At 58.8% G+C, this 19,249-nt stretch carries 20 protein-coding genes; 16 read left to right on the top strand and 4 right to left on the bottom strand.

All coding sequences use genetic code 11. The features are described 5' to 3' along the window. Positions 1 to 149: 149 nt before the first annotated feature. The gene (gene rimM / locus VWZ87_RS04075) at positions 150 to 653 is read left to right on the top strand and encodes a ribosome maturation factor RimM (RefSeq protein WP_416534665.1); all 504 of its coding nucleotides are present in this window, start codon (positions 150 to 152) and stop codon (positions 651 to 653) included. 5 nt (positions 654 to 658) lie between these two features. Here the strand turns inward: rimM and VWZ87_RS04080 are convergent, their stop codons facing one another. Then, entirely contained in the window at positions 659 to 1,771 is a 1,113-nt protein-coding gene (locus VWZ87_RS04080) for a phosphotransferase (protein WP_416534666.1), read from the bottom strand. On the opposite strand from VWZ87_RS04080, the gene trmD reads away from it, so the two are divergent. The 5 genes from trmD (at position 1,755) to xrtE (ending at position 6,110) form a co-directional block, all read left to right on the top strand. Beyond that, a complete protein-coding gene (gene trmD / locus VWZ87_RS04085; RefSeq protein WP_416534667.1) occupies positions 1,755 to 2,555 on the top strand; it encodes a tRNA (guanosine(37)-N1)-methyltransferase TrmD in 801 nt (266 codons plus the stop codon). The genes VWZ87_RS04080 and trmD overlap by 17 nt on opposite strands. Positions 2,556 to 2,853: 298 nt before the next feature. Continuing rightward, on the top strand, positions 2,854 to 3,225 hold the full coding sequence (gene rplS / locus VWZ87_RS04090) for a 50S ribosomal protein L19 (RefSeq protein ID WP_014876109.1): 372 nt from the start codon (positions 2,854 to 2,856) through the stop codon (positions 3,223 to 3,225). 11 nt (positions 3,226 to 3,236) lie between these two features. After that, positions 3,237 to 3,458, top strand: a complete 222-nt coding sequence (gene rpmE / locus VWZ87_RS04095) for a 50S ribosomal protein L31 (protein ID WP_340546496.1) — start codon at positions 3,237 to 3,239, stop codon at positions 3,456 to 3,458. Positions 3,459 to 3,682: 224 nt separating this feature from the next. Continuing rightward, entirely contained in the window at positions 3,683 to 4,492 is an 810-nt protein-coding gene (locus VWZ87_RS04100; RefSeq protein WP_340546495.1) for a division plane positioning ATPase MipZ, read from the top strand. Then, the gene (gene xrtE, locus VWZ87_RS04105; RefSeq protein ID WP_416536868.1) at positions 4,479 to 6,110 is read left to right on the top strand and encodes an exosortase E/protease, VPEID-CTERM system; all 1,632 of its coding nucleotides are present in this window, start codon (positions 4,479 to 4,481) and stop codon (positions 6,108 to 6,110) included. The genes VWZ87_RS04100 and xrtE overlap by 14 nt, the downstream gene beginning before the upstream one ends. A 44-nt stretch (positions 6,111 to 6,154) precedes the next feature. Here xrtE and VWZ87_RS04110 read toward each other — a convergent pair whose 3' ends face one another. From VWZ87_RS04110 to VWZ87_RS04120, 3 genes are all read right to left on the bottom strand, one after another. Continuing rightward, positions 6,155 to 6,448 (bottom strand): VPEID-CTERM sorting domain-containing protein, encoded by a 294-nt coding sequence (locus VWZ87_RS04110; RefSeq protein ID WP_340546493.1) that lies wholly within the window; start codon positions 6,446 to 6,448, stop codon positions 6,155 to 6,157. Positions 6,449 to 6,587: 139 nt separating this feature from the next. Then, a complete protein-coding gene (locus tag VWZ87_RS04115; protein ID WP_416536869.1) occupies positions 6,588 to 7,847 on the bottom strand; it encodes an adenylate/guanylate cyclase domain-containing protein in 1,260 nt (419 codons plus the stop codon). 57 nt (positions 7,848 to 7,904) lie between these two features. Further along, entirely contained in the window at positions 7,905 to 8,345 is a 441-nt protein-coding gene (locus VWZ87_RS04120) for a MarR family winged helix-turn-helix transcriptional regulator (RefSeq protein WP_340546491.1), read from the bottom strand. 73 nt (positions 8,346 to 8,418) lie between these two features. Between VWZ87_RS04120 and hmgA the strand changes: the two genes are divergently transcribed. The 10 genes from hmgA to VWZ87_RS04170 all read left to right on the top strand — a co-directional run bounded on the left by hmgA (position 8,419) and on the right by VWZ87_RS04170 (position 19,210). Continuing rightward, positions 8,419 to 9,774 (top strand): homogentisate 1,2-dioxygenase, encoded by a 1,356-nt coding sequence (hmgA, locus tag VWZ87_RS04125; protein WP_416534670.1) that lies wholly within the window; start codon positions 8,419 to 8,421, stop codon positions 9,772 to 9,774. A gap of 106 nt (positions 9,775 to 9,880) precedes the next feature. Further along, a complete protein-coding gene (gene fahA, locus VWZ87_RS04130) occupies positions 9,881 to 11,137 on the top strand; it encodes a fumarylacetoacetase (RefSeq protein WP_416534671.1) in 1,257 nt (418 codons plus the stop codon). 11 nt (positions 11,138 to 11,148) lie between these two features. Beyond that, a complete protein-coding gene (locus tag VWZ87_RS04135; RefSeq protein WP_416534672.1) occupies positions 11,149 to 12,099 on the top strand; it encodes an MBL fold metallo-hydrolase in 951 nt (316 codons plus the stop codon). A 150-nt stretch (positions 12,100 to 12,249) separates the two neighbouring features. Continuing rightward, positions 12,250 to 13,860, top strand: a complete 1,611-nt coding sequence (locus VWZ87_RS04140; RefSeq protein WP_416534673.1) for an FAD-dependent oxidoreductase — start codon at positions 12,250 to 12,252, stop codon at positions 13,858 to 13,860. Between the two features lie 5 nt (positions 13,861 to 13,865). Next, positions 13,866 to 14,081 (top strand): DUF2783 domain-containing protein, encoded by a 216-nt coding sequence (locus tag VWZ87_RS04145; protein WP_271907643.1) that lies wholly within the window; start codon positions 13,866 to 13,868, stop codon positions 14,079 to 14,081. Continuing rightward, positions 14,078 to 14,623 carry a VOC family protein gene (locus VWZ87_RS04150; RefSeq protein ID WP_416534674.1) on the top strand — a complete coding sequence of 182 codons (546 nt, stop codon included), beginning with the start codon at positions 14,078 to 14,080 and terminating at the stop codon, positions 14,621 to 14,623. Before VWZ87_RS04145 ends, VWZ87_RS04150 begins: the two co-directional genes overlap by 4 nt. A 55-nt stretch (positions 14,624 to 14,678) precedes the next feature. Further along, complete coding sequence (maiA, locus tag VWZ87_RS04155) at positions 14,679 to 15,365, top strand: maleylacetoacetate isomerase (protein ID WP_416534675.1); 687 nt, start codon at positions 14,679 to 14,681, stop codon at positions 15,363 to 15,365. A 44-nt stretch (positions 15,366 to 15,409) separates the two neighbouring features. Further along, the gene (locus VWZ87_RS04160; protein ID WP_416534676.1) at positions 15,410 to 16,105 is read left to right on the top strand and encodes an NnrU family protein; all 696 of its coding nucleotides are present in this window, start codon (positions 15,410 to 15,412) and stop codon (positions 16,103 to 16,105) included. A gap of 52 nt (positions 16,106 to 16,157) precedes the next feature. Then, positions 16,158 to 17,513, top strand: a complete 1,356-nt coding sequence (gene hemN / locus VWZ87_RS04165) for an oxygen-independent coproporphyrinogen III oxidase (protein ID WP_416534677.1) — start codon at positions 16,158 to 16,160, stop codon at positions 17,511 to 17,513. A gap of 146 nt (positions 17,514 to 17,659) precedes the next feature. Beyond that, entirely contained in the window at positions 17,660 to 19,210 is a 1,551-nt protein-coding gene (locus VWZ87_RS04170; protein ID WP_416534678.1) for a cryptochrome/photolyase family protein, read from the top strand. Positions 19,211 to 19,249 lie beyond the last annotated feature (39 nt).

A 19,249-nucleotide genomic window follows, 5' to 3' on the forward strand; every position in this document is an offset into this window, starting at 1 on the left:
CCGCCCATGTGGCGATTGATACGGCTTGCGGTTTTTGTTCTGATCGCCTTTACCGCAGGCGTTCTATATGAACGCAATTACCAAACAGAACGCTGCGGACTCGCGGGCGGCACCTGGACTGCTGCGCGGTTCTGCAAAGGATGGACTGAATGACTGAGCAGATTTGCGTTGGTGCCATTTCCGGCTCGTACGGAGTGCGGGGCGAAGTGCGGCTGAAGAGCTTTTGTGCGATGCCCGAGGATATCGAAGACTATTCCCCGCTCAGCACCGAAGACGGCAGCCAGACCTATACGATCACCTTGGTCCGCGCCATCAAGAACGGGTTTACCGCCCGTATCGGCGGAATCGAGACCAAGGAGCAGGCCGATGCTCTAAAGGGGGTCCGCCTGTTTGCACCGCGTAACCGTCTGCCGAGCCTGCCGGATGATGAATACTACCACACCGATCTGATGGGGCTGGAGGTGTACGACACCGGCGGGACCCTGCTGGGGACCGTGAAATCTGTGCAGAACCACGGCGCCAGTGATCTTCTGGAAGTCGCCCTCCCGGCAGACAGCAAAACAGTATTGCTGCCCTTTACACTGGCTGCGGTGCCGACGGTCGATCTTGCCAGCGGACGCATCATCGCAGACCCGCCGGACGGCGTGTTCTGAGCCCGTCAGCCTTCAGCTGCCAACAGCTGCTCCAGCACATGTTCAACAGCGACCCCGAGATCCTTTGTTCTCTGTCGCGGCTCCGATAGTTTGTCGCCCAGCGCTGACCACAGCTTGAACAGGCGCCAAGTAAAGAAGAACCTAAAGATCGGATCCGTCGTCAGTTCTGCACCATAGCCGTCCTCAAATGCTGCCCAATCGGCTTTGGCAACACCTCCGAAACCAGGCGCGCGCCCTTCTGCAGCCAGGTGGTCGGGGCAGTTGGACAACCAGATATCGGCAATATCGCGCTGCGGGAATGTTCCGTCGTGGTTTGAATAGTCAATAAATGACACCTCACCATCGCACATCAAGATATTGCGTAGATGAAGATCTCCATGCTCCAATGCACCACGAAATGTCAGTGCACGGGCGCGCCGTGCCTCCCGGTGAAGCAGCGCGCAGAGGCCCAGATACCTCTTGGGCTTCAAGACCTGGAACTCCCCGGCACGTACCGCCTCCGCCCGCGCTGAGACCTGTTTCAGAAACGGTTTTGGCCAGAATTGCATATCTCCGGCATCCGAAACCCTGTGCAATTCAGCGACCGCATGTCCAATCCGTCGAAGAACCTCTGCCCGGTCACCGAACCCGTATTCGGTCATAGCCAGCTCGCGGTAGGCGGTATCCCCTTGGACAAAGTCCATCAAAACTACAGCACTATCTTGATCTCGCCACAGCACGTCAGGCGATGACACACCGCAGACCGATTGCAGGCCAAGCGCCGCTTGCTGATGCCGGTCAAGAAACCTGATCTGCCGCGCGGCGTTGGCTTCGTCAAAAACCGCCCTCAAGACATAGCTTTGCCCACTGGCCGTTTTGACCTCGAGCACACTGCGACAGTGTTGGCGCCGACTATGCACCTGTAGTCTGCGAAAACTGACCCCATCGGGCAGCAGACCTAGATCCGACGCAATACGTGGCCAGAACGCTCTTGCGCGCGCCTGCACATCGTCGATTGCGGCCTGATACTCGCGGTCGGTAACAATAAGGGCCATTTCCGAATTCATCCAAACACCAAAGCTTTTTATTGCGTGTCTTTCTAACTGGATTAAACAGCACCACATGAGTGCACAAAACAAATCTCATGGCCGCAAAGCCATTCGCCCCTCATTTAAACCGCGCGAGCTGATGACGCCGACGCCGGATCTGGTCGGCGTCTGGAAGGCCAAGATCATGACGCTGTTCCCGAATGCCTTCCCCGGCATACTTGGCGAAAGCCTGACCGGAAAGGCGTTGCAGGAAGGATTATGGCAGCTGGAAACCATTGACCTGCGCCAATTCGGCATCGGTAAGCATCGCAATGTCGATGACACTCCGGCAGGTGGCGGCGCCGGCATGGTCCTGCGGGCCGACGTTCTTGGCAACGCTATTGAACACACCATGGCAGGCACCTCCGGTAACTGGCCCCTGATCTATCTGTCTCCGCGCGGTCGCCGGATGGATCAGGCGTTGATGCAGAGCCTCGCACGCTGCGACGGGGTCACCTTGCTCTGCGGGAGATTCGAGGGTGTCGACGAGCGCGTCTTGCAGCACTATGGCATTCAGGAAGTCTCCCTGGGAGATTTTGTGATGACCGGCGGCGAGATTGCCGCCCAAGCCATGATTGATGCCACCGTTCGGCTGATCCCAGGCGTCTTGGGCAACCAAGCCTCTGCCGAGGAAGAGAGCTTCTCCTCAGGCTTGCTCGAGCACCCGCAATACACCCGTCCGGCAGACTGGAAGGGTCACCCCATACCTGATGTTCTGATGTCCGGCCATCACGGCAAGATTGCTGAATGGCGCCAGAAAATGAGCGAAGAGATCACGCAGGCGCGGCGCCCTGACCTTTGGCAGGCCTTTCTGAACCGCAAAAAGGCCGAGTGAGCGCCCGCAAGTGGACAGGCCGGTCCCAGACTGAACCTGGGCTCTTGATCCGCCAGCAAAACAGGCATAGAAGGCCCTGTCTGGATTCGCTTTTGCGTCTATGGACCGGTGTGCTGTTGCATCATGAAACCCCCGACCCGCCTTCTTCGGCAATCTGGGGGGATGTCAGCCCACTCTCAGGAAAGAACGGGACGATCTCTGGCGGGCTGCAAATGGCGGGACCCGATGAAGACCAAGAGCTCTCGCAACCGCGCAAAACTTCGTGGACAAAACCACGAGCAACCATAGGAGACCTGCGATGGATCTGATCGCACAGTTGGAGGCGGAACAAGTTGCCGCCCTGGGGAAAGAGATCCCTGATTTCAAAGCCGGTGACACCATCCGCGTTGGCTACAAAGTGACCGAAGGCAGCCGCTCGCGCGTGCAGAACTACGAAGGTGTCTGCATCAGCCGCAAGAATGGCTCCGGCATCGCCGGTTCGTTCACCGTTCGCAAGATTTCGTTTGGCGAAGGTGTGGAGCGTGTTTTCCCGCTGCACTCGACCAACATCGACAGCATCACTGTTGTGCGCCGCGGCCGTGTTCGCCGTGCGAAACTGTACTATCTGCGCGCCCGTCGCGGTAAATCCGCACGGATTGCAGAAGATACAAACTACAAAGCCAAAGCGTAAGGAGTGGTATCATGAAAGCCGACACCCATCCCGAATACCACTTCATCGACGTCAAAATGACCGATGGCACCATCCTCAAGATGCGCTCCACCTGGGGCAAAGAGGGTGACACTCTCTCGCTGGACATCGACCCCACCGTGCACCCCGCATGGACCGGTGGTTCGACCCGCCTGATGGACGCCGGTGGTCGCGTATCGAAGTTCAAGAAAAAATACGAAGGCCTGGGCTTCTAAGCCGATCCGGTCTTGTTCTTTCGGAAAACGCCGCTCATTTTGGGCGGCGTTTTTTATTGGTGCCACGCCTGCCTGCGCAGCGCCCTCTCCGGTTAACGCGGGATGAACCCTAGACCCTAAAACAGGGCCTAACGTGCGGATATCCCGCTTTCCATCGATTCGCGCGGGCAGTATACTCATCCCAAAATGCGCGGTATTTTGCGCAGTGATTGGGGGAAGCGAACGTGGCGCATATTATTGTCGTCGGCAACGAAAAAGGGGGCGCGGGCAAATCCACCGTTTCCATGCATGTGGCAACCACCCTGGCCCGATTGGGATACAAGATTGCCGCCCTGGACCTCGACTTGCGTCAACGTTCACTGGGGCGCTATCTGGAAAACCGCAAGGCGTTCATGGAAAAGGCCGCGCTGGACCTGCCGCTGGTGGAGCTGCATGAGCTGCCCGAAATCGATCCCGAAAGCCTGCAACCCGGCGAGAACATCTATGACCACCGGCTGTCTGCGGCGGTCTCCGAGCTGGAACCCAACAACGACTTTATCCTGATCGACTGCCCGGGTTCGCACACCCGGCTCAGTCAGGTCGCCCATTCCCTGGCCGACACGCTGATCACGCCACTGAACGACAGTTTTGTCGATTTCGACCTCCTGGCGCATACTGACCAAAAGGGTGAAAAGATCACCGGGCCGTCCGTTTATTCCGAAATGGTCTGGAACGCGCGACAGTTGCGCGCGCAGGCTGGCCTGAAACCAATTGACTGGATTGTGATCCGAAATCGAGTTGGCACTCAGCGCATGGTGAACAAGGAAAAGATGGAACGCGCGATTTCCATGCTGTCGAAACGGATCGGATTTCGCGTTGCCCCCGGATTTTCAGAACGGGTGGTGTTCCGGGAGTTGTTTCCGCGCGGGCTGACCCTGCTGGACCTCAAGGATATTGGCGTCAAACAGCTGAATATCTCCAACATCGCGGCACGGCAGGAACTGCGCGACATGATGAAATCGCTGAATCTGCCAGGCGTGGATGTCGATATCTGATCAGCCACAGTCGTCGCGCCCTATCGACCAGGTGTTGGGCAACGGCAGCCGACGGTTATTCCTGATCCTCGGGTTGGCGATTGCCGAGCTGTTGCTTGTCATGGTCGCCTACCAGCTGCTGGCCGATGTGCATTGCAAATTCACCGGCGCGGATCTGGCCTGTACCACCGTGCGATCACTCGCCGGGCGTTTGCTGGCGTTGTTGACCGTGCTCAGCCTTTATCTTGTGCTGGTGCGCAGCGCCTATACTGCGCTGGCCGCATTTGTCGGGAGCGCCTCGCAACGCCCATCGGCAGTTATCCTGAACCTCGTCGGTCTTCTGATCGCGCTGGTCCCGCTGGCCCTGTTTGGACCCAGCGGCATCAACGCATGGATTTCGCCGACACTTATTCTGGTCTGCCTAGGCGGCGGCATCGCCGGGCTAGGCGGTCTGCTGGCCCTGATGCCACTTCGAGATTGGGTTGTCTGGCTGCACGGCTGCGGCCTGCCTCTGATCCTGGCGCTCCTTGTGGCACTGGTCATGCCCGATATCACTCGCATGACGGAACCGATCTGGAACATAGAAGCGCTGACGTCGGTGACGTTCCTCCTCGTGACATGGGTTCTGGAAAGCTCAGGTGCCACAGTCTGGTCCGATCCGGCATTGCATCTGATCCGTGTCGACGGTTTTCTGGTGGAGATCGGCGAACCCTGCTCAGGCGTCGAAGGGTTTGCCCTCGTCACGACCTTTATGGGGCTTTATGCGCTGTTGATGGGCCGCGACCTCAGGCAGACACGATATTGGCTGTTCCTGTTTCCCGCCGCTCTGCTGCTCAGCTGGGGCTTCAATGTCGCGCGTATCGCTATACTGATCCTGATCGGCGCCTGGATTGCACCGGAGCATGCGGTCAACGGATTTCACAGCTATGCCGGCTGGCTGATGTTCACCTGTCTTGCGCTGCTGATCCTGGCGATTGCCCATCGCTCTCGCTGGTTGCAGAGCAACCCCGCTAGGGTGGCCGCCGCAACCGCCGACCTGCCACCGCTGCGCGCCGATATGCTGATCGCGAGCATAGTGCCTTTTGTCGTGATGATGCTGAGCGGCGTATTGGTTTCTGCAATCTGGGCAGAACCTGCAGACGGATATCCGCTGCGTACCGCAATGATGGCAGCCGCATTGCTGTTGTTCTGGCCTGCCCTTAGGGCGCTGGCCTACAGGCCACGCCCTATGGATATCACCGCCGGGGCCGCAATTGCAGCCGTCTGGATCGTGATGGCCACACCCGACATCAGCCGTGGCAACATTACAGAGCACCGGGATATCCTATGGATTGCGACACGCCTGCTCGGGACCATAATTCTGGTGCCCATCATCGAAGAGCTGTTCTTTCGCGGGTATCTGCTGCGCCGCATGGCCGGGCAGGGTCAGGTTCTACGGGCGGTTATCGCCTTGATTGTCAGCAGCCTTCTGTTCGGTCTGATGCATGACCGCTTCGCGCTTGGTGTGGCCGCTGGCGCAATCTTTGGCGCCCTATATCTGCGTGGGGGCGGGTTACCGGCCGCCATATTGGCCCATATGGTGGCAAATGCCCTGATCGCCTATGTTGCCTTTGCGACCGGGAACTGGACACTTATCTAGGTCCAGAATGGTTGACTCAAGCGACGCCCTGGCAGCCATTGGTTCTAAACAGACCGGCGCCGGCGCAACTCCCAGCTCAGAAGCAAAGCAGCGGCGACCGCAGCCACGGCGAGCATACCTGCGCTGACGTCGATCTCAGGCACGGTCTGGCCATTGCCGTTGCCGTTCCCATTGCCCCCGCCGTTGCCCCAACCATTGCCCCAACCATTGCCATTGCCGTTCCCATTGCCCGGTCCGCCCGCGTCAGGCCATTCACCAGCCGCAAATGCCATGGGGGCAGTTGCACACAAAACGGCCGCAACGGTTATCAGGTCATGTATGCGCACTGCCAGTTTCATCACACTTTCCTCGCTGCTCTCTCAATAAAGTCAGGCATGGCAGTTCAAGATTTCTTGCACGAATCTCGTTGGCCATAATCTGTCCCAGCTCTGCTCTACGCGGAAAAAATGCGTAAATTATGGCAATTTTTACCTTTGTTCAGGCTGAACGTTGTTCTGACACCCGATCAGAAAGGCCCGCTCCGCTGCCTTCGTAAATCGTGAAGAGCTCAACCGGCTCGGCAACACCGCGCAGCATATAGCGACCCAGCGACACCAGATCGTGACTGGTCGGCTGGGCTGCCCGTTGAACCTGTTCCGAGACAATGATGCTGCGACCAACAGAGGCGTGCATACCTGACAGCCGTGCCGTCAGGTTGACGGTTGGTCCGATCACCGTGAAATCCAACCGGTTCTCAGATCCTATATTACCATAGAGGATTTCGCCGGCATGCAGGGCCAGCGTGAAATCAGCAACCGGGTTACCCTGCTGCGCACGCTCGACATTGCGATTGCGTATCTTGCTCTGCAAGCCACTGGCCGCCGCGAGCGCTGCTGTTGCATCTTCGCCGATACTGCCAAGGTCAAACATCGCCAATATGCCATCACCCATGAATTTGAGGATATTCCCTCCATGGGTCTGAATGGTCTCGACCGCCAGACCAAAGTAGTCGTTAATCATGTCGATCAATTCGGCGCCCGGAATTTGCTCAGCCAGTTGGGTAAAGCCTTTTAGATCGAAATAGCAGATCACCGCATCAATCTGGCGTGACGAGCCCCGCTGTATTTCTCCTGACAGAACCCGCTGACCAGCATCGCGACCGAGATAGACCTGAAGCAGATCCTTGGCCATCTGCTGGGCAGAGGCCGCCCGCAGCGCCAGCGCCAGATGCGGGTAGATAAAACGGATCAACGTGAGATCCGCCTCTGAGAAACCATCGAGATGATCGGTTGACCAGGATGACAGGATGCCCTCTCCCGGCCGCTTAGGATCAAAAGGGGCATCGGCAAAATCACCAAAGCGCATTGCCAGCGCAAAGTAATCCGTGGCCCCGCGCTGTTTGAACTGCGCTAGTGCAGGAAACCGCTCCAGCACATGCCCGGTCAGTTTGGTGCGAAACTCAGGCACCTGGCGTTCCAACATATAATAGAAGGTGCTGTAGAGCCACTCATCCCGCGGTGTATCGCTGTGTTCATAGAATTCATGCGACAAGCCGTCCGCGCGGGTCCAGCTAAAGCCGATACCACCGTATTTTGGGTGATAGGCACGCTGCGCCAGATGGAACCGCAGGAGCGGCACGCCGTCGTCAGCAAGCCTCTGGCAAAAGCCTTGCAGCATCTCCTGACGGCTTGCCCCTCTTAGTCCTTCAGCAGTCAGCCAGTCGATTATCGGCGTGGCGCGCAGAGCAGCATCCGTCATTGTGCACGGCCTCACATTGTGGTTCCGGCCCAATCTGAAGCCTCAACCAACGGATGTCTATGGTTCAATTCCGGCCAGTTTGCGCAGCATGTGGCGCAGCGCCTCGCTTTCACCTTCGCTGAGTCGGGATGCAAGCTGCCCATCATAGATGGCGGCCTGCTCCCGAAGATCGCGATAGGCGGCCTGCCCCTGCGGGGTCAGTTCCAGATGCTCTGATCGTCGGTCTCGTTCATCCCGGTGACGCAATACAAACCGACGCTCGGCGAGCTTCGCAACGGCACGGCTGATCTTGGTCTTATGGATTTTGGCGCGCTGGCCAATTTCCTTTGCGGTCATGCGCCCGTAGCTGCCCAGATGGAACAGGACCCGCCATTCGGTACGGAGCATCCCGTAGCGATTCTTGTAGTGTTGTTGAAACTCAAGCGAGCTCTCTTCTGCGGCGCGATTGAGGAGATAGGGTAAGAAATCCTGCAGCGCGAAGTCATCTTTTTCGGTCATGAGGGTGACCTATGCCTTGTTAGTTACAAAATCAACTATTACCGAAACAGAGAGTTAAGAAAAGGAGCGCGCCATGAATCACAAAGTCGATGCCCACGAAATGATCCAGGCCCCGTCCCTTACCGGGCCACACGAGGGCTATATGCCGGGCTTTGCCAATGATTTTGAAACCGAGGCGCTGCCCGGTGCGCTGCCGCAAGGCATGAACAGCCCGCAAAAGTGCAACTATGGTCTTTACGGCGAACAGCTGAGCGGCACCGCTTTTACCGCCGATGTGCCGGAGCGGACCTGGTGCTACCGCATCCGCCCGTCCGTCAAGCATTCGCACCGCTATCAGAAGATCGACCTGCCGCATTGGAAGTCTGCCCCCTGCGTCGATCCGGACGTGATCTCGCTGGGCCAGTACCGCTGGGATCCGGTGCCGCATTCGGATGAAGGCCTGACTTGGCTCACCGGCATGCGCACGATGACCACCGCAGGCGATGTGAACACCCAGGTCGGCATGGCCAGCCACATCTATTTGGTCACCGAGTCGATGGTGGACAGCTACTTCTTCTCCGCCGATTCTGAACTCTTGGTGGTGCCACAGGAAGGACGCCTGCGCTTTGCCACTGAGCTGGGTATCATCGACCTCGCACCGCAGGAAATCGCCATCATCCCGCGCGGTCTGGTGTACCGGGTGGAGGTGCTGGAAGGCCCCTGCCGCGGCTTTGTCTGCGAGAACTACGGTCAGAAATTCGAGTTGCCCGGCCGCGGGCCCATCGGCGCCAACTGCATGGCCAACCCGCGCGACTTCAAGGCGCCGGTGGCGGCGTTCGAGGATCGCGAGACGCCGTCCACCGTGACCATCAAATGGTGCGGTCAATTCCATGAGACCAGGATCGGCCACTCGCCGCTGGATGTGGTCGCCTGGCACGGCAACTACGCGCCCTATAAATACGACCTGACCACCTATTGCCCGGTCGGCGCGATCCTGTTCGACCACCCGGACCCGTCGATCTTTACCGTGCTGACCGCGCCGTCCGGTGTACCGGGCACCGCCAACATCGACTTTGTGCTGTTCCGCGAACGCTGGATGGTGGCCGAGAACACCTTCCGCCCGCCGTGGTATCACAAGAACATCATGTCGGAGCTAATGGGCAATATCTACGGCCAGTATGATGCCAAACCGCAAGGGTTCGTGCCGGGTGGCATGTCCTTGCACAACATGATGCTGCCGCACGGGCCGGACAAGAATGCGTTCGAGGGTGCGTCGAACTCCAACCTCGGCCCCGAGAAGCTCGAGAACACAATGTCCTTCATGTTCGAGACCCGTTTCCCGCAGCATCTGACAGGCTTTGCCGCGAACGAAGCACCGCTGCAGGATGACTACATCGACTGCTGGGCCGATATCGAGAAGAAATTCGACGGCACACCAGGCAAGAAGTAATCCAACGGGGGCGCTGCCCCCTCTGCGGCCTGAAGGCCGCATTCACCCCCGGAGTATTTCGGGAAAGATGACGAGAGCAGCTGCTCTCAAACGAAAAGGACCACGTATGCCTTTGACAAAATCCTGGGTCACCTCCGCCAACAGCGCGACCCATCCGTTCCCACTGAATAACCTGCCTTATGGCGTGTTTTCTGTTGATGGCGACGATCCGCGCTGCGGCGTGGCCATCGGGGACATGATCCTCGATATGCAGGCCGCCGAGGAAACCGGCTTGGTCCAGTTGAGCGATGCGCCACTGTTCGACGTTCCGTATTGGAACGACCTTATGGAAGAAGGTCCGGCCGTTTGGACTGCGCTTCGCAACCGTTTGACAGCGCTGCTGTCCGAAGGCTCTGCCGAGCAGGGTAAGGTCGAACCTTTGCTGGTTCCGGCTACGGACGCCGAGCTGCACATGCCCTTTGCCGTCAGCGAATACACCGACTTCTATGCGGGCAAGAACCACGCCTTCAACGTCGGCACCATGTTCCGCGGTCCGGAAAATGCGCTGCCGCCGAACTGGCTGCATATCCCGATCGGCTATAACGGGCGGGCCTCCTCCGTTGTGGTGTCGGGTACCGACGTGCGCCGACCCTGGGGTCAGCTGAAAGGTCCAAATGACGAGACGCCGCGGTGGGCGCCCTGCGCGCGCTTCGATATCGAGCTGGAGATGGGCGCCATTGTCGGCACCCCCTCCGATGGCCCGATCACCGTGCAGGAAGCGGATGACCATATCTTTGGCTATGTACTGCTGAACGACTGGTCCGCGCGCGATATCCAGGCCTGGGAATACCAGCCCTTGGGACCGTTCCAGGCCAAGGCTACTGCCAACACGATCTCTCCTTGGATCGTGACCAAAACGGCGCTGGAGCCGTTCCGCTGCGACACGCCGGGGCGTGAGGTGGAACTGCTGGACCACCTGAAGGATTGCGGCCCGATGCTCTATGATATCGACCTTGAGGTCACCATGGCGCCGGAAGGCAAAGAGGCCACAACCATCGCGCGGACCAACTACAAGGAAATGTATTACTCCGCCGCACAGCAGCTGGCGCATCACACCACCTCGGGCTGCCCGATGAACGCGGGCGATCTTCTGGGCTCCGGCACCATCTCCGGCACCACCAAGGAAAGCCGCGGCTCACTCCTGGAACTCAGCTGGGGTGGTAAGGAGCCGCTGACGCTGGACACTGGCGAGGAGCGCTCCTTCATCGCCGACGGTGACACGCTGACCCTGAAAGGCGCGGCCAAAGGCGACGGCTACACCATCGGTTTCGGCGACTGCACCGGTACCGTGCTGCCCGCGCTTGAAAACCCCTACGCAAGATAAGGAAGACCACCATGGCCAAGGCTTTTGCGTCCCAAGGGGACATGACTGAAAAGAAGATCACCTTTGATGAGATCGGCGAGGGGCTTTATGCTTTTACCGCCGAGGGCGACCCGAACTCCGGCGTGATCATCGGCGATGACTCTGTGATGATCGTCGAAGCGCAGGCGACCCCACGGCTTGCGAACAAGGTGATCGACTGCGTTCGCTCTGTCACCGACAAGCCGATCACCCATGTGGTGCTAACACATTACCACGCTGTTCGCGTACTGGGTGCTTCCGCATTTGGCGCGCAGAACATCATCATGTCGGACAAGGCCCGTTCGATGGTGGTCGAACGCGGGCAGGAGGACTGGGACAGCGAATTCCAGCGCTTCCCGCGCCTTTTCGAAGGCCATGAGAGCATCCCCGGACTGACCTGGCCCTCCACCACCTTCAGCGATTCGATGACCGTTTACCTCGGCAATCGCCGGATCGACATCAAGCATCTGGGTCGCGCCCATACCGCGGGTGACGCGGTGATCCACGTGCCGGATCAGAACGTGATGTTCACCGGCGATATCGTCGAAGACCACTCAGCCTGCTACTGCGGCGACGGGCATTTCGGTGACTGGGGCAGGACGCTGGACAATATCAAAGCTTATGATGTCGACGCCATTGCCCCCGGTCGTGGAGACGCGCTGGTGGGCAAGGACGCGGTGGAACGCGCCGTCGAGAGCACCCGCGATTTCGTTGAAAGCACCTACCGCCCGGCAGCGAAAGTTGCAGCCCGCAACGGCACGCTGAAAGAAGCCTGGGACGCGGTGCGCGCAGAATGCGATCCGAAGTTTGCAGATTATGCCATCTATGAGCATTGCCTGCCCTTCAACGTGGCCCGTGCCTATGACGAGGCACGCGGCATCGACACCCCCCGGATCTGGACCGCTCAGCGCGATCTGGAGATGTGGGAAGCCCTGCAGGGGTGAGGCCCAGGCAAATTTATACTCGGGGCGGTTTGATCCAGATCGTATCGCCCCAGCAGTACCTATGAAATGTTTGACCAGAACCTCGGCGTAGCCGCGACCGGGGGCTAGTCGAGCCGTGCCTGACGGCACCCGGATTTGGGAGGAGGCCAGATGAACAAGATCTTTGAAGTTCCCTTGTATTCTTATCAACGCAGTGACGATCAGGATGCGCCCTCGCCGGTGCGTCATCCAGTCGTCGTGATCGGTGCGGGGCCGGTTGGTCTTGCTGCCGCAATTGACCTGGCCCAGCAGGGCATTGGCGTGGTCGTGCTGGACGACAACGACAAGGTCAGTTTTGGCTCTCGCGCCATCTGCTTCTCGAAACGGACACTGGAAATCGCCGATCGGCTTGGCCTTGGGGATCCGATGGTCGCCAAAGGCGTTCAATGGAACCTCGGCAAAGTCTTCTTCGACGACCGCAAGGTGTACGATTTCAATCTTCTTCCTGAGGAGGGCCACAAGCGGCCCGCATTTATCAATCTGCAGCAATATTATTTCGAGGAATACCTGGTGAACCGGGTCCGAGAGCTGCAGGAGCAAGGCGCGCCGATCGAAATCCGCGGCCGCAACAAGGTCTCTGCCATCGGCACCCACCCCAGCCATGCCGTGCTGGAAATTGACACGCCAGAAGGTTCCTACAACCTGGAAGCCGACTGGCTGATTGCCTGCGACGGTGCCGGCTCCCCCACCCGGCAGATGCTGGGGCTGGATTTCGTCGGACGGGTGTTCGAAGACAACTTCCTGATTGCTGATGTGATCATGGACGCGGATTTCCCGACGGAACGCTGGTTCTGGTTCGACCCTCCCTTCAACAAGGGGCAGTCGGCACTGCTGCACAAGCAGCCCGATGGGGTCTGGCGCATTGACCTTCAGCTGGGCTGGGACATCGACAAGGAGCGTGAGAAGCGCCCCGAAAACGTGATCCCGCGACTCAAGGCGATGCTGGGCGAAGATGTGAAGTTCGAACTTGAGTGGGTCTCGATCTACACCTTCCAGTGCCGCCGCATGGAGAAGTTCCGCCATGGCCGGGTGATCTTCGCCGGCGACGCCGCACATCAGGTGTCGCCGTTCGGAGCCCGCGGTGCCAACTCCGGCCTGCAAGATACCGACAATCTGTGCTGGAAACTCAAGCTGGTGATGGACGGCAAAGCGCCGGAAAGCCTGCTGGACAGCTATGACATTGAACGCGTCCACGGCGCTGACGAGAACATCCGGAACTCCTCGCGCTCCACTGATTTCATCACCCCCAAGTCTGAGATGAGCCGGGTCCTGCGCGACGCGGTTCTGGACCTGTCCGAGCAGTATGAATTCGCGCGTCCTTTGGTGAACTCCGGTCGGCTGTCGGTGCCCTGCACCTATGAGGGATCACCGCTGAATTCGGCAGACGCGCTCAACGGGCCGGAACGCACCCGGCCCGGCTCACCCTGCCCCGATGTGCCGCTGGTCGACGGGTTTCTGCTTGGCAAGCTGGGCGACAAATTCACCCTGCTGACCATCGACGCCGACGCGCCTGATGAGATTGAGGAATCCGGCATCACGGTCACCCGATTGGCGCTCTCCAGCAAGGACGACAAGACACTGGCGCTGAAGGACCGCTACCTGGGCAAGCATGAAAGCGGTGTCTACCTGATCCGCCCAGACCAGCATGTCGCCGCCCGCCGCCCCAGCTATGACGACAACCTGTTCCGGCATGCGATCCGCCGGGCCATCGGCAAGGAGTGATCACCATGACCGAAGACCAACTGATCCTGGCCGCCAACCTCGAACGCGCCGACGATTTCTATGCCGATCTGCTGGCCGCACATGAGGATTTGAGCAAGGCCGAAAGCGATGCGCTGAATGCACGGCTGGTGCTGGTGCTGGCAAATCACATCGGGAAACGCGCGATCCTGAAACAGGCGCTGGCTGCTGCCGCGCTGAAAACCGGGGAGGACTCCGCTTGAAAATCGAACAAATCCACCACGTCGCCTACCGCTGCAAGGACGCAAAGGAGACAGTCCTGTGGTACAACAAAATGCTGAACATGGATTTTGTTTTGGCCATTGCCGAGGACCATGTGCCGTCGACGCATGAACCCGACCCGTACATGCATATCTTCATGGATGCAGGCAACGGCAACGTCCTGGCCTTTTTTGAGCTGCCGACCAAGCCGGAAATGGACCGCGACCGCAACACGCCGGTCTGGGTGCAGCACATCGCCTTCAAGGTGAAGGACCGCGCGACCCTGATCCAGTTCAAGGAGCATCTGGAGGCCAACGGCGTTGAGGTGCTGGGCGTCACCGATCATTCGATCTTCCACTCGATCTATTTCTTCGATCCGAACGGCCACCGGGTGGAGCTGGCCTGCCCCGACCCGGAGGAACAGGCACTGCTGCAAAAGCTGGACTCCGTGAAATGGGAAATGCTGGAAGAATGGTCCAAGACCAAGAAGGCGCCCAAACATGCCGAATGGCTGCACGCCAAGGAATTGAGCGAGCTTTACTGATCGGACCACGGGGCGGTGTTTCCACCGATCATTCAGGCCATGCAGGGAGACCGGAATGTCTGATGTCATACTCTACGACTACTGGCGATCATCGGCCAGCTATCGTGTTCGCATTGCCCTCAATCTCGCGGGTATCGCCTACCGGAGCCAAACCGTGGATCTGGTCAACGGCGAGCAAACCGGCCCCGAGCATCTGGCCCGCAACCCGCAAGGGTTCGTGCCGGTGCTGGAAATCGACGGGCTGCGCCTGACGCAATCGCTGGCAATCCTCGACTACCTGGACCAGACCCGAAACCTTGGCCTGCTGCCTGGCACCCCCTCAGAGCGTGCGGGGGTTCAGGCCCTTGCCCACTCCATCGCGGTTGATCTGCACCCTGTCTGCAATCTGAAGGTCGCCCGCTACGCCACCAGCCTTTGTGCAGAGGCACAGCCGCAAGATGCTGAACACTCTCTCGACATGCCCGCAGGCTGGATGCGCCACTTCATTCGTCCGGGTCTCATTGCTTTTCATGCGCTTCTGGAAAGATATCCCCCTGCGCCATATTGCACCGGAGACCGTCCGGGGCTCGCAGATCTCTGCCTGATGCCACAACTCTACAACGCCCGACGCTGGGGGGTGGATTTCAACGACCTGCCCCGTCTTGGTGAGATTGAAGCCACATGTGCAAGCAATCAGGCCTTCGCGATGGCGCATCCGGATGCAGTTCATTCCGCCACTACAACGGACAAACAGATAGGATAGTCCGCATCCAGCGGTACGGCTCCTGCCAGACGAGGGGATCATTGATGTCAACCGATTGGACGGGTTTCACCCTTGCCATGACAGTGTTTATCGTCAGCCATTTCCTGCCACGCCTCGCAGATCTGCGCGGGCGACTGATCGCAACCCTTGGTCGCCGCGCCTATTTCTCGGCCTACGGGCTTTTGTCACTCGGAGTGTTCGGCTGGGTCATCGTAGCCGCGGCTGATGCGCCTTATGTCGAACTCTGGCCGCCATCTGATTGGTTGCGATGGGCCCCGATGCTGACAATGCCCTTGGTCTTTGTGCTGACAAGCTGCGGTTTGGGCGTGGAAACCCCCTTTACGCTTGGAGGACGGCGCAGTTCCGATCCGACGCGGGATGATCCCGGGCGCGCCGCGTTCAGCCGCCATCCGATCCTCTTGGCGCTGGCACTCTGGTCGCTATCACATCTGCTGGCCAACGGCGATTTGGCTCATGCCATTGTGTTTGGCGGATCCTTTCTCCTGGCCGGTGCTGCAATCCTGCTCTTTGACCTTAAGGCACGCGCAACGCTTGTTGCGGACGCAGCGGCTTATTTCGCAACTACCGCCGTGTTCTCGCTACGCCCGATCCGCAACTCAGGCTGGCGGCAACAGCACCTGCGGGATCTGGCCATACGGGCTGCGCTTGGCCTGTTGCTCTGGGCGGCCGCGTTACATTTGCATGAGCGCGTGATCGGCGTTTCACCCTTGCCAGTCTAAAATTTGATTTCGCGCAAAGTCCTGCATTCAGAAATCGGTCATATCTGGCAATATGAAACAGATTGATCGCCTTCGCGAGCTGGGACTTTTTGACAGCCGCGTTCCCCGCTATACTTCCTACCCCACAGCGCCGGTATTCAGCGCAGCCGTCGATAGCGCTTTCCAGAGCCATGCACTGTCGGCGCTGGACCCGGCGGAACCTGTGTCAGTCTATATACACGTGCCCTTCTGCGAACGCTTGTGCTGGTTTTGTGCGTGCCGAACCCAGGGCACTCAGACACTCAGCCCGGTCGAAAGCTATATCGCCACCGTCGAAAAAGAACTGTCCCTTCTCGCCGAGCGACTTCCCAAAGGGTTGCAGATGGGCCGCCTGCATTGGGGAGGCGGCACTCCGACCATTCTGCCGCCAGCGCTGATACACCGGCTGGCGCAAGCGGTGAAATCTGCCATACCGCCGACAGATGATTGCGAGTTTTCAGTCGAGATCGACCCGACAATGGTAGACGGCGACAAGATTGCGGCTCTGGCAGAGGAAGGCATGAACCGCGCCAGCATCGGCATTCAGGATTTTGATCCCGAGGTGCAGGCAGCAATCGGCCGTATCCAGCCCTATGACGTCACTGCCGCCTGTGTCGCTGAGCTGCGCGCGGCTGGCATTCGATCTCTGAATACCGATCTCGTCTATGGATTGCCCCATCAGGACGCGACACGCATCGCGGATACGGTAGACAAGGTGCTGACACTGGCGCCAGATCGTGTCGCCCTGTTTGGTTATGCCCATGTCCCATGGGTGGCAAAACGGCAGAAGCTGATTGATGATACCGCGCTGCCAGGCGATGAAGCCCGCTACCATCTGGCTGAGCTGGCCGCAGAGGCATTTCGATCTGCCGGATTTGCCAACATCGGCATAGATCATTTTGCGCGCCCTCAGGACCGTTTGAACCTGGCCAGCGAAAATGGCGGCTTGCGGCGAAACTTCCAGGGTTATACGGATGACCGCTGCCCGACGCTGATCGGTGTCGGCGCTTCTTCGATCTCGCGCTTTGAAGGCGGCTATGTGCAGAATGCAGCTGCTACGGCCGCCTATGTTCAGAGGATTGAAGCCGGCGAGCTTGCCGGCGCACGCGGCCATCAACTTACCCAGATCGACAAGGTGCGGGCTCGGGCGATTGAAATGCTGATGTGTGATTTCCTGCTGGATCTCACGGAACTGCGCCAGCGGTACGGGCCCATATGCCAGCAGCTGACTGCGGATCTGGAGGAGGTCACCGCGACCTACGGTGAACTGGTGACCTGGGCGGACGACGCCCTCCGTGTCAAACCCGAAGGGCGCGCGCTGACCCGGATCATCGCCAGCGCATTCGACGCGCATAAACCGGAGGGTGTCCGCTACAGCCAGGCCTCTTGACGCTTTGAAAATGACATAGATCAGTCTCGAATATTGGCTTATCTGTCGCGCCTTTCTGCGCGGGACCACCCTGCCGTTGCCAGCTTTCCCCGTTGCCAGCTTTCACGGTCACGCTATCTGCTGCCAGACCAGCGGAGTACCGGGACATGACCAATAGTGTGACACCTCAGGACAGCAATGACCGCGGCAGGATTATTCTGATCCTGGGTGATCAGCTGTCGCATGATCTTTCGTCTCTGCAGCAGGGTGACCGACAGAAAGACCGCCTCCTGATGGCTGAAGTTACGGAGGAAGCCAGTTATGTCCCGCACCACAAAAAGAAACTCGCCTTTGTCTTTTCCGCCATGCGGCACTTCGCGGATGAGCTGTCCGCCGACGGTTGGGCCCTGCGGTACATACGACTTGAGGACCCCGACAATTCAGGCAGCTTGATTGGCGAGCTGGAGCGTGCGTTGGAGCAGACCCCGGCAACAGAGGTTCTCATCACCGAGCCGGGAGAATATCGCCTCAAAGAGGCGCTGACCAACTGGTCTGGACCGGCAAAGCTGACCATGCTTGAGGACAGCCGCTTTCTCGCCAGTCATGAGATGTTCCGCAACTGGGTGGAGGGGCGCAAACAACTCCGCATGGAGTATTTCTATCGCGAAATGCGTCGCAAAACCGGCTTATTGATGCAGGGTGATGACCCTGAGGGTGGCAAATGGAACTATGATTCTGAGAACCGCAAACCGGCCCAGAACGACATGTTCATGCCCAAGCCTGTTCACACCGATCCGGACAAAATCACGCAAGGCGTACTCGCGCTGGTGGAGCAGCGGTTTTCCAGCAATTTCGGACAGCTAACCCCCTTCTGGTTCGCAGTCACCCGCAAGGAAGCCCTGGCGGCGCTAGATCATTTTGTAGATGAGGCGCTGCCACTATTTGGCGATTATCAGGATGCCATGCTGACAGGAGAGCCGTTTCTCTACCACTCCGTTCTGGCGCAATACATCAATATTGGCCTGCTTGGCCCTTTAGAAGTCTGCCTCCGCGCCGAACGTGCCTATTATGAGGGGCGCGCTCCTCTCAATGCGGTCGAAGGGTTTATTCGTCAGATTATCGGCTGGCGCGAGTATATGCGCGGTATCTACTGGCTGAACATGCCGGGCTACACCTCAATGAATTTCCTGGGGGCAACACGGGACCTGCCAGAGTTCTACTGGAGTGGCCGAACCGACATGGCCTGTATGGCCGCAGCCATCAGTCAGACCCGTGACGAGGCCTATGCACATCATATTCAGCGGCTGATGGTCACCGGCAATTTCGCCATGCTGGCTGGAGTGGACCCGCACCAGGTCCACGAATGGTATCTGGCGGTCTACGCAGATGCCTATGAATGGGTTGAAGCGCCAAATGTCATCGGCATGAGCCAGTTTGCAGATGGCGGTTTCCTAGGGTCCAAGCCCTATGCCGCCAGTGGAAATTACATCAACAAAATGTCGGATTACTGTGCGAATTGCGCCTATGACGTGAAACAAAAAACAGGGTCCAAGGCTTGCCCGTTTACACCGCTGTACTGGGATTTTCTGATCCGAAACCGTGAAAAACTGTCAAGAAACCCGCGTTTGATGCAGCCCTATCGGACCTGGGACAGAATGTCGTCAGACAAACAGGAGGCCTATCCCAGCAGTGCAAGAAAGGTGCTGAACAGTCTCTAAATAGGCATTTTCGGGGATTTGGCCGAATATTAACCCGAT

Source organism: Phaeobacter sp. JH20_37, from assembly GCF_048056015.1.
In the GTDB taxonomy this organism is placed as follows: Bacteria; Pseudomonadota; Alphaproteobacteria; order Rhodobacterales; family Rhodobacteraceae; genus Phaeobacter; species Phaeobacter bryozoorum.

Excerpts from the sequence above, each read along its gene's own strand:
- rplS (WP_014876109.1), top strand. The coding sequence starts at position 2,854 with ATGGATCTGATCGCACAGTTGGAGGCGGAACAAGTTGCCGCCCTGGGG.
- VWZ87_RS04115 (WP_416536869.1), bottom strand. The coding sequence starts at position 7,847 with ATGACGGATGCTGCTCTGCGCGCCACGCCGATAATCGACTGGCTGACT.
- VWZ87_RS04160 (WP_416534676.1), top strand. The coding sequence starts at position 15,410 with ATGTCAACCGATTGGACGGGTTTCACCCTTGCCATGACAGTGTTTATC.
- VWZ87_RS04170 (WP_416534678.1), top strand. The coding sequence starts at position 17,660 with ATGACCAATAGTGTGACACCTCAGGACAGCAATGACCGCGGCAGGATT.
- VWZ87_RS04145 (WP_271907643.1), top strand. The coding sequence starts at position 13,866 with ATGACCGAAGACCAACTGATCCTGGCCGCCAACCTCGAACGCGCCGAC.
- VWZ87_RS04140 (WP_416534673.1), top strand. The coding sequence starts at position 12,250 with ATGAACAAGATCTTTGAAGTTCCCTTGTATTCTTATCAACGCAGTGAC.
- trmD (WP_416534667.1), top strand. The coding sequence starts at position 1,755 with ATGAGTGCACAAAACAAATCTCATGGCCGCAAAGCCATTCGCCCCTCA.
- fahA (WP_416534671.1), top strand. The coding sequence starts at position 9,881 with ATGCCTTTGACAAAATCCTGGGTCACCTCCGCCAACAGCGCGACCCAT.
- rimM (WP_416534665.1), top strand. The coding sequence starts at position 150 with ATGACTGAGCAGATTTGCGTTGGTGCCATTTCCGGCTCGTACGGAGTG.
- VWZ87_RS04120 (WP_340546491.1), bottom strand. The coding sequence starts at position 8,345 with ATGACCGAAAAAGATGACTTCGCGCTGCAGGATTTCTTACCCTATCTC.
- VWZ87_RS04110 (WP_340546493.1), bottom strand. The coding sequence starts at position 6,448 with ATGAAACTGGCAGTGCGCATACATGACCTGATAACCGTTGCGGCCGTT.
- VWZ87_RS04135 (WP_416534672.1), top strand. The coding sequence starts at position 11,149 with ATGGCCAAGGCTTTTGCGTCCCAAGGGGACATGACTGAAAAGAAGATC.
- rpmE (WP_340546496.1), top strand. The coding sequence starts at position 3,237 with ATGAAAGCCGACACCCATCCCGAATACCACTTCATCGACGTCAAAATG.
- hmgA (WP_416534670.1), top strand. The coding sequence starts at position 8,419 with ATGAATCACAAAGTCGATGCCCACGAAATGATCCAGGCCCCGTCCCTT.
- xrtE (WP_416536868.1), top strand. The coding sequence starts at position 4,479 with ATGTCGATATCTGATCAGCCACAGTCGTCGCGCCCTATCGACCAGGTG.
- maiA (WP_416534675.1), top strand. The coding sequence starts at position 14,679 with ATGTCTGATGTCATACTCTACGACTACTGGCGATCATCGGCCAGCTAT.
- hemN (WP_416534677.1), top strand. The coding sequence starts at position 16,158 with ATGAAACAGATTGATCGCCTTCGCGAGCTGGGACTTTTTGACAGCCGC.